This is a genomic window from Emticicia sp. CRIBPO, assembly GCF_009905725.1.
Lineage (GTDB): Bacteria > Bacteroidota > Bacteroidia > Cytophagales > Spirosomataceae > Leadbetterella.
In genome coordinates, this window is record NZ_JAAAKV010000002.1 from 343,575 (window position 1) to 356,489 (window position 12,915).

At 44.7% G+C, this 12,915-nt stretch carries 10 protein-coding genes; 7 read left to right on the plus strand and 3 right to left on the minus strand.

Features of this window, described 5'->3' with window-relative positions:
• Nucleotides 1-2: 2 nt before the first annotated feature.
• From GVN16_RS05425 to GVN16_RS05455, 7 genes are all read left to right on the plus strand, one after another.
• Nucleotides 3-1,478 (plus strand): RagB/SusD family nutrient uptake outer membrane protein, encoded by a 1,476-nt coding sequence (locus GVN16_RS05425; protein ID WP_166562829.1) that lies wholly within the window; start codon nt 3-5, stop codon nt 1,476-1,478.
• A gap of 3 nt (nt 1,479-1,481) precedes the next feature.
• Complete coding sequence (locus GVN16_RS05430) at nt 1,482-2,666, plus strand: sialidase family protein (protein WP_166562830.1); 1,185 nt, start codon at nt 1,482-1,484, stop codon at nt 2,664-2,666.
• A 123-nt stretch (nt 2,667-2,789) separates the two neighbouring features.
• The gene (locus tag GVN16_RS05435) at nt 2,790-4,292 is read left to right on the plus strand and encodes a sulfatase (RefSeq protein ID WP_166562831.1); all 1,503 of its coding nucleotides are present in this window, start codon (nt 2,790-2,792) and stop codon (nt 4,290-4,292) included.
• Between the two features lie 49 nt (nt 4,293-4,341).
• Nucleotides 4,342-5,475 (plus strand): exo-alpha-sialidase, encoded by a 1,134-nt coding sequence (locus tag GVN16_RS05440; RefSeq protein ID WP_229244060.1) that lies wholly within the window; start codon nt 4,342-4,344, stop codon nt 5,473-5,475.
• A 123-nt stretch (nt 5,476-5,598) separates the two neighbouring features.
• Nucleotides 5,599-6,864, plus strand: a complete 1,266-nt coding sequence (locus tag GVN16_RS05445; RefSeq protein WP_166562832.1) for a DUF3748 domain-containing protein — start codon at nt 5,599-5,601, stop codon at nt 6,862-6,864.
• 238 nt (nt 6,865-7,102) lie between these two features.
• On the plus strand, nt 7,103-8,062 hold the full coding sequence (locus tag GVN16_RS05450) for a CorA family divalent cation transporter (protein WP_166562833.1): 960 nt from the start codon (nt 7,103-7,105) through the stop codon (nt 8,060-8,062).
• A gap of 151 nt (nt 8,063-8,213) precedes the next feature.
• Nucleotides 8,214-8,528, plus strand: a complete 315-nt coding sequence (locus GVN16_RS05455) for a multidrug efflux SMR transporter (RefSeq protein WP_166562834.1) — start codon at nt 8,214-8,216, stop codon at nt 8,526-8,528.
• 103 nt (nt 8,529-8,631) lie between these two features.
• Here the strand turns inward: GVN16_RS05455 and GVN16_RS05460 are convergent, their stop codons facing one another.
• Genes GVN16_RS05460 through GVN16_RS05470 form a run of 3 tightly spaced genes read right to left on the minus strand, consistent with a single transcriptional unit; the run spans nt 8,632 to nt 12,819 of the window.
• Nucleotides 8,632-9,348, minus strand: a complete 717-nt coding sequence (locus GVN16_RS05460; RefSeq protein WP_166562835.1) for a LytTR family DNA-binding domain-containing protein — start codon at nt 9,346-9,348, stop codon at nt 8,632-8,634.
• Entirely contained in the window at nt 9,345-10,373 is a 1,029-nt protein-coding gene (locus GVN16_RS05465) for a sensor histidine kinase (RefSeq protein ID WP_166562836.1), read from the minus strand. Before GVN16_RS05465 ends, GVN16_RS05460 begins: the two co-directional genes overlap by 4 nt.
• A gap of 13 nt (nt 10,374-10,386) precedes the next feature.
• The gene (locus GVN16_RS05470) at nt 10,387-12,819 is read right to left on the minus strand and encodes a TonB-dependent receptor domain-containing protein (RefSeq protein WP_166562837.1); all 2,433 of its coding nucleotides are present in this window, start codon (nt 12,817-12,819) and stop codon (nt 10,387-10,389) included.
• Between the last annotated feature and the right edge of the window lie 96 nt (nt 12,820-12,915).

Consider the following 12,915-nt stretch of genomic DNA (forward strand, 5'->3'; position numbering starts at 1 on the left):
TCATGGAAAAGAAGCTAAAATATATATTACTAGGGGTATTGACAGCAACTACAGTGTTTCTGACAGGTTGCAAGGACTTTTTAAAAGAGGAGGTATTTTCACAGCTGGCTCCTGAAAACTATCTGAAAACAAAGGAAGGACTGACTTCAGTGCTCTATGAGACCTATGCCAAGGCCGCAAACATGAACAGCAATAACTCTATTTATGTGCTGGGGCCTCAGGAGTTTATGACAGACATTTTGTATCAGAGCGGCGACAATGTGGAGGCTACCATCCGGAATTTCAGAGAGTATAACTGGGAACCCAACATGGACTTTCTTATCCAAAACTGGGACTCCTACTATCAATGTATCAGGGATGCCAATATCATCATTGAGAATATTCCCGCCTCCAACCTGTCTGCATCTGAGAAAACCTTGTATGAAGCAGAAGCCAGGTTTCTAAGAGCGGTGAGTTACTACAAACTGTATTTCTTTTTCGGGCCGGTCCCTTTAAGAAAAAGCACTACGCAGGAGTTAAGCCTGGCAAGGGCTTCTGACGATGAAATCAAGCAATTTATAGCTTCAGAGTTAAAATATGCTTTTGACAATCTGCCTAATCCGGGATCTGAAACCCAAAAGTACAGAGCTCACAAAGCAGCTGCTTCGGCGTACCTGGTAAAGTTTTATCTGAATACAAAGAACTGGACAGAAGCCGGCAATGCGTCGTCACAGTTTCTGAATTCCTTTAAAAATTACACCTTATTTGCGACCTACAAGGATATGTTTAAAGTTGAAAATGAAAACAACAGCGAATACATCTGGGTGAGACCTGCCATAGCATCCTCTGACCGTCTGACGGCCAATAGCTGGAGCAATGTCTCGTTTCCGGATAATTTCAAATCGGCACCTGAAGTGGGATTGGTTTTTAAATCTACCTGGCTCAACTGGCCGAATGAATTCAGGATTTATGACAAATTTTATAATACTTTTGATCCTGCAGACAAAAGAAAGGATTTGATGATTACTTATTTTATCAATAGCTCAGATCAGAGAGTTGAACTTCGCGGCTCCGACAATATCCGTTCATTCAAGTACTGGCCTGATCAGAACCACGTCGGGGCTGCTCATGGAAATGACATTCCCGAAATAAGACTCGCCGACATCCTGCTCTCACGTGCCGAGGCTCTTAACGAGCTTAACGGACCTAATGCCGAGGCCGTTCAACTGGTCAACCAGGTGAGGTCCAGAGCCGGAATTGGGGCTTTAAAACTGGAAAACATCACCAGCAAAGAGGCTTTCAGAGACCTGATACTTTTAGAAAGAGGTCACGAGTTTTTTAATGAAGGACACCGAAGGATGGATCTTATACGCACCGGCAAGTTCGTTTCAGATGCCCAGGCAAGAGGTAAAAATGCTCAGCCTTTTCATGTATTGTTTCCTATTCCGCAGGTGGTAATTGATTCCGATCCGGCCATTAAACAAAACCCAAATTATTAAGTTATGAAAAACGTAAGGATTAAAGTAACGCTCATATTATGTCTTTTAACCAGCTGGTCTGTCCTGCTGGCACAGAAAGTTCCCGGTGATATCGTTTGCTACGAACCAAGTTCATCCCAGCGATACATCGGTTCACCAAGTCTGGTAACACTGCCCAACGGCGACTATGTGGCTTCCCATGATTTTTTCGGACCTAAAAGCTCCGAATGGCAGCAAGCTACCACCCGCATTTATACCTCCAACAACAAAGGGGTGACATGGCGATATCTTGCCGAAATACACGGGGCGTTCTGGAGCTCATTGTTTGTCCACAGGGGAGATCTCTATCTTCTCGGGCCGGACAGGCATCACGGCACCGTGCTGATCAGAAAATCTGTTGACGGAGGAAAAACCTGGACAGAACCGACCAACAAAGAAAACGGGGTATTGCTTACCGGGGAATTTCACGGTGCCCCTATGCCGGTCATAGAATACAACGGCCGCCTTTGGAGACCTATGGAAACAGCTCATGGCCCCATACTACAATGGGGCAAACGCTACGGAGCCATGGTGATGTCAGCACCAACAGACTCAGATCTTATGAACTCCAAATCATGGCAGGCCAGTACTCCGATTTTATATGACAGCACGTTTAACAACGGTGATTTTGCCGGATGGCTGGAAGGTAACTTCGTCGTAGATAAAAACCAGAAAATGTGGAACATGCTCAGGGTGGCAAACAAAAAATCACCGGACGAGAAAGCAGCCATGGTATCTATAGCTCCTGATGGCAAAACACTCGAATTTGATCCGGCAACCGGGTTTATACCTTTCGATGGCGGCAGCAAGAAGTTTGTCATTAAATACGATACCCTGAGCAAAAAATACTGGACACTGGCCAATGTGATTCCTGAAAAGTACAGAAAACAGTTTCCTGAACGAAATACTTCCGGTTTCCGGAATGTGCTGATGCTGAGAAGCTCTGATGACCTGAAGAAATGGGATGACGTGAAGGTAATTCTGGAGCATGATGATGTGCTTAATCATGGGTTTCAATATGTAGACTGGCAATTTGAAGGCAATGACATCGTGGTACTTTCAAGAACCGCCTATTTTGACGGTAAATCAAATGCCAAAAATAACCATGATGCAAACTATCTCACGTTTCACAGAATCGAGCACTTCAGAAATATAAAAAACAGGAAGTAGATTTTCTGAAAATTTACCCTGATATCATTGGAACAGACCTGATTGCTGCAAACAAGCAGCAATCAGGCTGACCATTGGCAAGGATTAATATGGCTTAAGCTTAATTCAACACTGACAACTGTAATGAATCATTCTGTTTTTTTCAGATCCGGGTTTTGGAGAAGCCTGTTTTTCATTTTTGCAAGCGGCTTGACGGGTTTATATGCCACGGCTCAGACCAAATCCAAAACCAGGCCTAACATTATATTTATTTATGTCGATGACCTGGGATACTCTGATATAGGCTGTTACGGAAACAAATATGGTGCGGATTTTATCGAAACACCGAACATTGACAAGCTGGCAAAGGAATCCATGCTTTTTACTGAGGCTTATGCTGCTGCCCCTTTGTGTTCTCCGTCAAGAGCCGCCTTGCTTACGGGCAAATCTCCGGCCAGGTTGAAGTTTGAGTTTGTAACAAAATACCCCACAGATAGTTTTCGCTGGGATGAAAGTGCCTGGCAGGAAAAATTCAAAGAGTTTCCGTTACTTCCACCACCTTACACATTAAACCTCCCGCTCGAAGAAACCACCATAGCCGAAATGCTGAAATCATTCGGATACGAAACGGGTATGGCCGGAAAATGGCATGTGTCAGCCCACAACAAGGTTTATAACGGATGGGATGAAACCTATGGCCCGAAACAACAGGGTTTTGACTGGGCTGAAGAAACCTTTGGCTCCTGGAAAGAAGTTCCCGGGAATGAAAAACCAGGAAAATTCATTTCGGATGACCTTACCGACAAAGCCATTTCATATATAAAATCAAAACACAGTAGTCCTTTTTTCTTATATCTGAGTCATTATTATGTACATACGCCGCTCAATACGGCTGTGAACTGGCTGGTTGAAAAATACAAAGCCAAATCTGACAAATCAGGTCTGGGATATAGTGAAAAGCGGATCAGGTATGCCGCGTTCGTAGAGACCCTGGATCATTATGTAGGTGAGGTACTTGAAGCTGTAGATCAGGCCGGACTAAGGGAAAATACCATGATTCTATTTACTTCCGACAATGGCGGTATGCCGGAAGTGGCCTTTAACAGACCGTTCAGAGGCAGTAAATGGAATTTGTATGAAGGTGGACTCAGGGTGCCTTTGCTGATCAGGTATCCCGGCGTGATAAAGGAAAACTCTCGGAATGATACTCCGGTAATACAGACAGATTTCTTTCCGACGTTTTATGAGTTGGCCTCGGGCAAGAAGTTTACTCAGCAAGGCATGGATGGTAAATCCATGCTTCCGGTGCTGAACTCAGGTAATGTCAGAGATTTTAAAAACCGTACATTGTACTGGCATTTTCCATATTATCATCCTGAAGGAAACATTGAAAAAGTAAAAAACCTGCCGATAGGCATGGAGGATCAATACATCAGCTTCACAAAACCTCAGGCGGCCATACGCAAAAACAACCATAAACTGATATATTTCTTTGAAGATGAAAGCGTAGAATTGTATAACTTAGCCAAAGACACCGGTGAAAAGACAGATCTGAGTAAAACTGACCCTAAGCTTGCAGAAACATTGAAAAAAGAATTACTGGCCTGTTTAAACAAAGCAGATGCCCGGTTACCCCTGAGGAAATAACCGGCATTCAGATGGCCGTATCGACAATAGCCTGAACCTTAAACAGCAAATGATGAGATATATGTTTAATTTTAATTATGCCGGAAAATGGCTTTTGCTCATTTTCCTGGCCCTGGAAAGCGGAATTATTTCGGCTCAGCAATTTATCATTCCGGAACTTGCCACTACCGGAAAACAAGGGGTGGTGAGTTCAGAACTCGTGTACAGCCTGGAGCAGAAACCTACCGCCCAATGCCATGCTTCCACGATCATTGAAACAAAAGATGGTTTGATGTGTGCCTTTTTTGCCGGAACCAAAGAAAAACACCAGGATGTGGGTATCCGGGTGGCTCATTACAAAAACGGGGCGTGGAGCTGGCCGGTAGAAGTAGCCAATGGCTTCGTTTCTGATTCTGTTAAATATCCGGCATGGAATCCGGTTTTATTCCGGCCGAAGGGCGGCCCGGTTTACCTGTTTTATAAAGTGGGTCCTAATGTAGATACCTGGTGGGGGACTTATATGACCTCTTCCGACGAAGGAAAAAGCTGGTCGAAACCTGTCGTCATGGGCAAACATGCACTGGTGGGTGACTTGTTGGGTCCGGTCAAAAACAAGGCCGTTCAGCTGGCCGACGGAACCATTATCTCACCCACAAGTTTTGAAAGAAGAGGCACCCCGAACGGACGTGACTGGCGGATTTATTTTGAGATCAGCAAAGACAACGGCAAAAGCTGGAGGGTCGTACCACCGATAAATGACGGCGTTGAATATGATGCCATCCAGCCGAGTATCCTTACCCATAAAAACGGAGACCTGCAGATTCTGGCCAGAACTTTACAGGATGTACTGGTGACGAGCTGGTCTAAAGACAAGGGTGAAACATGGTCGCCGCTGCAGCCATCCGGGTTACCAAACCCTAATTCCGGTACGGATGCCGTTACGCTCAAAGACGGAAGACATCTGCTGGTGTATAATCATTCCACAAAACAGGGCCCGGAACCCAAAGACAGGAATATCCTCAACCTCGCCATCTCTGAGGACGGTAAAAAGTGGAGGGTGGTCACCACTTTAGAAAATAAACCTACCTGGGCGGGATATTCTTACCCGGCAATCATTCAGACTTCAGACGGGCTGGTACATATTACCTACACTTACGGCAGACAAACGATCAAACATGTAGTGATAGCCCCTTCGAAGTTGTAGAACCGGACACTGAACTACCGGAAGTTCGAATACCAGGGCCTGAGATGGTTAATGATGAAAAAGAAAAAAAGTGCGTGTATGAAATGGTTTTACGGCATCGGTCTTATTTTGTTAAACAGTTGTATGATATCAAACAAAAATAGCCTGACGGTTTCGCCCGCAGGCCACACATTGCACCATAGCGGTGTATTTTCGAAAGACGGACAATGGTTGGTTTTTGACGGAAGAAATGATGACACCAAAATCGGAGAAACCTCCACGATCGGCATTGTCAACGTTGAAACCGGTGAAGAAAAGATCATTTACAAAACCAAAAACCAGACCGTTTATGGCCCGGGTGTGGGGGCTGTGTCCTTCAGTCCGGCAGAGGATAAAGTCATTTTTATCCACGGGCTGCCGGATGCCAATAAAGAGAAACCCTATGCCATGTCCCGGAGAACAGGTGTGGGCATTGACCTGAGCCATCCACAAAGTCCTTTCTTTTATGATGCCCGGGATATCCGTTTTCCTTATACCCCCGGATCGCTCCGTGGAGGTACACATTCCCATGGCTGGAGTCCGGACGGTCAACTCATCAGTTTTACCTATAACGATGAATTGACAGAAGCCGACCTGAGGGTAGTCGGTGTAATGATTCCCTCCCCGAAAATCACGGTAGAGCCTGCCGCGGGTAACAATGAGGGCTCCATGTTTTCAGCCATTGTCACCGACGTAGTGAAAAATCCCGCACCCGGTTCTGACGAAATCAATAAGGCATTTGACGAATGCTGGGTAGGAAAAAACGGGTACATGCTGAAATCAGGGGAACATGTCCCCTATTCGATAGCTTTTCAGGGCAATGTCTTAAACAAAGAGGGCAAACAGATTACTGAAGTTTTCGTGGTGGATATTGATCCGGAAAAGATTCTGACGGATCCGGAAGCCGTCGGGAAAGCAGGCGAAAGGCCGCATGTGCCAAAAGGTATACAACAAAAAAGGATTACTTTTTCTGAAAAAGGGCTTTCAGATACGCGGCACTGGTTGCGTTCAAGTCCTGACGGAAAATTCATTTACGCTCTGGCAAAAGACCAGGAAGGACACAATCAGATTATTCAGATTGAGATCGCTACAGGAACGATCACCTTGCTTACCCACAATGATTTTTCAATCGATTACTCATTTAACCTGAACAAGGAAGGCAATAAAATAGCCTATGTAGCTCAGAATTCGGTTTACGTTCTTGATCTGACAAAAGGCATTTCTTCGAAAATCGGGAACGAAGAGAAAGGGAAAATCGTAGGGGCTCCTTCTTTTTCACCCCGAGATCCGCTGCTGGTCTTTAATCAATATATGAAAGACAAAAACGGTGAAGATTATTTACAGATCCGGAAATTCACCCTGCCTGAGTAGAAAAAATATTTGTCACTAAATTTTTCAATAAATTGTAAATAAGCACCTTCTGACACTGACTTATCGTTCAGCTTCCAAGTTTAAAGAATCCCATTCCTACAGGACGGGATTCTTTGCTTTTACATGCTCATGAAACCCTACTGAATATAAAATGCCCCGGTTTCAGTTTTCCAGGGCTGCGGTCTCGCCGGAAGCGAATAAATTAATTAAATTGCACCCCATAGCAAGGCAAACAACAATGGATATTGAATTAATCTACAGGGATAAAACGGTGGTACGGGCTAAAAGTCTTGATGAATTGACTTTTACACCTGACGACATTGTCCATATTCAGTTTATCAATTATACGCAAAGTGATATCCGGGAGATCGAAAAGAGGTTTGACCTTAATACTTCTATCCTTCACAGCGGCGATGACATAGAGATCAGTTCTCATTACCTCGAAAACGAAAAGCAGATTGCGATCAACTTCTCCGTACCCTACTTTAACGCCGACGGCCGGATTACGGAAGAACTGGTTTACAACATACTTAAGGATAACGCAGTGTTTTCGTTCATCGCCGTTGATTTTGAAGCCTTCATTCCTGAAAAACAGCGTCAGTCTTATATGGAGAAATTCAATAACTTCAGGTTTCCGACGGATTCGTACCTTCTGATTGTGGTCGGTTTTTTCTCAGATTACTTTGCAGACCTGACTGAAGTGGTCTCAAAAAAGATAAAAGTGCAATATTCTGAGGTACTGAAGGGCAACAAACTCTCGGAAGAAGGATTAGACAAAATAACGATTTTCAGCTTCAACAATCTCATTGTAAAAGAATCTGTAAATGAATACAGAAGGGTGTTGCACCTTTTGAGGAAAAGCAGCAAACTCAGCAGCGACACTAAGGAGGCATTGTATTCCGAACTGAATGACCTGGTGGTTATAAATGAATACATCCAGAACAATTTCGAAAGAATTGACGACCTCAAAGAGAATATCTCAAGTAAGATAGAGCTTGAACAAAACAGGATTTTCAAAATCCTCACCATCGTAACCATGTGCATTGCACTGCCGACCCTGGTGGCCGGAATCTACGGAATGAACTTTAAGTACATCCCCGAACTGGAATGGAAATGGGGTTACTTTTTCGCCCTCATTCTGATCATCCTGAGTTTTTCACTGCCGCTGATCTGGTTTAAAAGAAAGAAGTGGCTTTAAAACCGTTTGTTGTTAAACTACCGGCCAGAACCAGGAAAAAATCAATCTGGAGGAATCTTTACCGTATGTCCTGCGTTTAAATAAAAACTGGAGGACGACCTCCCCCCTTTCGGGAAATTCAACGGGACGACCCGGCTAAATATCAAAATTTATGCCTTGGTTATTTTTGTTCTTCGCCGGTCTTCTTGAAATCTTGTGGGCCTATTCCATGAAATTGTCTGAAGGTTTCTCCAAACCCATTCCATCTCTTGTGACGATCGTGGCCATGATAGCCAGCTTCGGCCTGCTTTCACTGGCTTTAAAAACATTGCCTATCGGTACGGCCTACACCATCTGGACGGGTATCGGAGCCGTAGGTGCTTTCGTGATCGGAATCCTGGTTTTCGGAGAAGCACTTACTGTAAGCCGGGCGGTTGCCGCCTTGCTGATCATCAGCGGAATTGTATTGATGAAGGTTTCAGGATAAGCAAATGCCCTTCAGGTTTCTGGAAAATCTTAAGAGAACTCCTGTCTTTGATAAAGCGGGAGTCCTTGTTTATTTAATCTTTCAACACTGGCTGACTATATCCTTATTTGTTCTCATTCTTCCTGGAGATCAGCTTTCCCGCAATAAAATCATTAAAAATCTTATCTCTCAGATTCCGGGCAACGGGCACTTTATGCTGGCCTATCTCAAGGGTATTGCCCTCTATGGCCTGGATATGCTCTGTGTTAACGATGTAGGAACGATGCGTCTGCACAAACCTATCTGAAGGCAGACTCTCTTCCACCATTTTCAGGGTGCTGTATACCACCTCCCTTGAAGTGAGTGTATGTATCAGCACATAGTTTTCCATACTCTCCACAAACAGGATGTCTTTCAGAAACAGTTTTCTGGTCTTTTTGTCACTTTTGATAAAAATATAATCTGCAGCAATACTCCGGTCTTTCACAAGCTGGTCATGAAGTTTATTCACTGACTTAAGGAAACGCTCGTAGGAGACAGGCTTCAGTAAATAATCAAACACGTCGAGTTCATAACCTTTCAGGGCATACTGTTCGTAAGCAGATACGATGATCACTTTCGGAGGATTTACGACTATGGAAAGAAACTCAATTCCCGTCAGATCGGGCATTTCTATGTCGAGGAAAATAAGGTCGGCAGGAGTATCTTTAAGGAGGGCATTGAGTTCTACAGCACTCTCGCATTCTCCCGCCAATGAAAGGAACCCGGTTTTTTCGACATAGCTCTTCAGCCCTTTCCGTGCTACGGGTTCGTCGTCGGTGATGATGCACTTTATATTCATATCAGATGCAGGCTTAATTCTGCTTCAAAAATACCATTCTCTTCATTAACAGTTAAACTATGCCTGTCAGGATACAGCAATTCCAGCCTGCGTTTCAGATTCTCCAGGCCTATGCCACTTTCTTTCAGCCTGTCTGAAATTCCTGTTTCTGATATGGTGTTTCTTACTACACACCGGACTGTATTTCCGACGAGTTTCAATGATAAACTGATTTCGTAATGCCCTCCCAGGTACTTAAACGCATTTTCTATCAGCGGCTGAAACAACAAGGGGTGTATTTGATGGTCGCTGAGTAAAGGATCAATATCCAGGTTAACTATCAGCCTTTCACTTTTCCGCAGCTGTTGAAACGCAATGTAAGACCGAAGGTACCGGATTTCCTGGCTGAATGTCACTTCTTTACTGACGTCATAGAGTTGATACCTGAGCAGGTCAGACAGTTTTTCAATACTCTGTCTGGCCTCCGCATTGCTTTCTTCCACCTGGAAATAAATGGTGTTCAGGGCATTGAAAAGAAAATGAGGATGATACTGAGACCTCAGAAAACTCAGCTCGGCCTCATTTTTTTCCGCTTTCAGTTTTTCCACAATCAAGGTCTTCTCCAGAATATTTTTGCCGGTGATGTTGTTTCGTATCAAAGTATAAAATATAAGCAAAAGAGGTACGTAAGTGACATTTATCAGCATATAATCCACCCATCCGGATCCCATTAGCAGTATTCCGGTATGCTGACCCACCACCATAATGATATTCAGGGATATCAGTAATTCAGCGAGTATGTACAGGTATTCCATGGCAGACGAACTGCTCCCGTCAGACAATCGCAGGCGTTTCCGCCAGATGAAGCTGAAAACATAACATATCAGTATTGTCAGTGACAAGGCAATGATGTGCAGTTTCAACTCTCCATCCCAGAACATCCCGTTGCGTTTCAGGTCGGTAACAGCCCGCAGTACATTGAACATCACCATACCCCAGAGAGCGGGATAAATCCAGGCCAATGATGTGTTTTTAAAGGCTGCCATAGTATTTACTTTTTTACAAATTTACACGTTTACTTTCCTCTGTACTTTCCTGTTTCCGGAATTCTCTGAACATCTTTCCTGAACTGAAACGATACATTAACGTTACACCGGCCATCCTGCTGTCCCTGCGTTCATTATAAGAGCCTGCTATAAAGCCGTTGCGTAAGTCAATGCGGGGACGGTTGGTCAGAAAAATATCGTTGGCGTAAATGTACAAACTCAGTTTATTTTCCCATAAATTTTTTCTGACTCCCATGGACACTGCTCCGAAAGGGTCGATTCTGGCCTGACCTTCGGCCATGCGTCCGTTGTAATACCCTGTCACCTCAAGTGCCCACTTATGTGGCAATGAAATCTGGTTGCTGACCTGCATTGTCGGGGCAAAGAGCCGGTTGGTTTCCTTTTTATCAGATTCCAGCCAGTGAAATTCCTTATAAGTCAGGGTCAGGTTGATATGGGTCGTCCACCAGGTAGCGGGTTCGAGGCTGTTTAAGCTGGCTCTGAAGCCGGCCGAATGGTTGACGGATAAGTTCAACGGCATCACAATAGTAGTTTTCGTCCCGGGACCCACCAGGTAGCTCTGGGCTATAGGACTTTTGCGGTTGGCATAAAATACGCTGAAAGCATACTGAGAATGCAGTAACCAGCTTCCTTCAAAGTGGTCTGTCAATTCAGGATTCAGCCTCGTGTTCCCCTTTATCTGCAAAAAACGGTCATTCACTTCAGTAAAAGGATTCAGGTCCCTGTAGTTGGGTCGGATTATCCGTCTGCCATACCGGAAGGAGATAACATGGTTGTTATTGAGGGCATACCTTGTGCTGAATGTCGGGAATAAATTGGGATAAGACCGGTGAAGTACAGAATCCCGGCTGCCTGAAGTAAAATCAGACCTGGTGCCGGTGTGCTCAAAACGCAAACCAGCCTCCGTTGATAATTTTGAAGACCACTTCCTGTCTACCTGGGCGTACGCTGCCCGGATGTTTTCCCGGTAAACAAAACCATTGCTCAACTGATCAACCACCTGCCACCCCTCTGACTGCAGAGCCTGATACAAGGCATTGTTATTGATCCATACCCATGATGATTTCAGCCCGGCACTCAGCGTAAGGTTTTCAGAAGCCTCATATTTCCAGTTGGACTGTACATTATAGATGTTAATCTGCCCGACCATTAATCCCAATAAAGTATCAGGTCTGGTAAATCCGTCCGGTTTGTGTAACCGGCTGCTTTGATCAAGATCATCATGCTGGTCAAAAATGAGGAAATTAAAGACCGTTTCCCATTTAAATTTCTTTGCAGGTTTATACAGGAGATTGACTCCTCCCGACAGGTTCTGATGCCTGGTCGTCTGGATATTGCCGGTGCTGAGTGTAGAATCGCTTGCCTCAGGACGATAAAAGAAATCGGAGATAGCCAGTTCCGCTTTTTCCCTCCTGAACCAGTTGGAATACAAGTGCCCCCCGGCACTCAGTTTCTCTGAAAATTCATAGTCAACACCCGACTTAAAGTAATGAGAACGGCTGTTAAACTGCCGGTCGGCACGCATATCCAGCCTAAGGCCACTTGAATCTGCCAGCCCTCTGTCAAAATATTGGCGGGAAGAATTAAGCAGCATGAAGTCTTTGCCCTGGTAAAACGAATAATCAGCATAAAGGCTCATTTTTTTATGATGAAAACTGAGCGAAGCACTTTGATTCTGACGCAGACGTCTGCCGGTTTCCATGTTGGAGGAAACCGTTAAATTCAGGCCGTGGTCTGCTTTTTTCTTTCGCTGGATATTGATAAAACCGGACGTTCCGTTGGCATCATAGCGGGCTGACGGCTGCGAAACCAGCTCTATTTTATCCACGGCACTTGTTGGAATAGACCGCAGCAGGTTCACCAGGTTTTCACCTGTAAGATAGGTCAGTTTATCGTCTATCATGACATTGGCCCCTGCCTGCCCGTTCAGCAGCACAGTCCCGTCATTCAGAATCAGCACACCGGGAATCTTACTTAATACATTCAGCAAGGAGCCATCCGACCCCAGGGCAGCCGAAGACACATTGACCGTGGTTTTGCCTGCTTCCAGTTCAAAGGGCGGACGCCGGCCCTTAACCGTTACAGCATTCATCATCAGAAGCTCCTCTTCCAGTACCAGATCGGTAAGCAGAACATCGGAGTTTCCGTTAACTTCCTGAGTCAGGGATTTTTTACTGTACCCTATCATGGAAAACAAAAACTGGTAAGTACCCGCATTCAGTCCCCGGACGGAAAACACACCGGAAGAATCTGTCAGGACTCCGGAAACATAAGTGGAATCCATGCTTTTCAGCACCACTACCGACACGCCCTCAAGAGGCATTTTACCATCTGTCACCCTGCCGGACACGTTCACCTGGGCAAAAACTGAAATTGAAAAAATACAGATAATTATAAAACTATACGCCAATTTTCTGAGACACATATTTACTTTCGTTGATTACAACGTAAAGCTATCTCCGCCTGAAAGGCTGTAAAAACTATCTTGACCGGTGGTGGTAAATCCTTGACGGATGGATGT

Bases quoted from the DNA above. Each gene is read 5' to 3' on its own strand.
- GVN16_RS05435 (WP_166562831.1), top strand. From the start codon at position 2,790: ATGAATCATTCTGTTTTTTTCAGATCCGGGTTTTGGAGAAGCCTGTTT.
- GVN16_RS05445 (WP_166562832.1), top strand. From the start codon at position 5,599: ATGATATCAAACAAAAATAGCCTGACGGTTTCGCCCGCAGGCCACACA.
- GVN16_RS05460 (WP_166562835.1), bottom strand. From the start codon at position 9,348: ATGAATATAAAGTGCATCATCACCGACGACGAACCCGTAGCACGGAAA.
- GVN16_RS05425 (WP_166562829.1), top strand. From the start codon at position 3: ATGGAAAAGAAGCTAAAATATATATTACTAGGGGTATTGACAGCAACT.
- GVN16_RS05470 (WP_166562837.1), bottom strand. From the start codon at position 12,819: ATGTGTCTCAGAAAATTGGCGTATAGTTTTATAATTATCTGTATTTTT.
- GVN16_RS05430 (WP_166562830.1), top strand. From the start codon at position 1,482: ATGAAAAACGTAAGGATTAAAGTAACGCTCATATTATGTCTTTTAACC.
- GVN16_RS05465 (WP_166562836.1), bottom strand. From the start codon at position 10,373: ATGGCAGCCTTTAAAAACACATCATTGGCCTGGATTTATCCCGCTCTC.
- GVN16_RS05455 (WP_166562834.1), top strand. From the start codon at position 8,214: ATGCCTTGGTTATTTTTGTTCTTCGCCGGTCTTCTTGAAATCTTGTGG.
- GVN16_RS05440 (WP_229244060.1), top strand. From the start codon at position 4,342: ATGATGAGATATATGTTTAATTTTAATTATGCCGGAAAATGGCTTTTG.
- GVN16_RS05450 (WP_166562833.1), top strand. From the start codon at position 7,103: ATGGATATTGAATTAATCTACAGGGATAAAACGGTGGTACGGGCTAAA.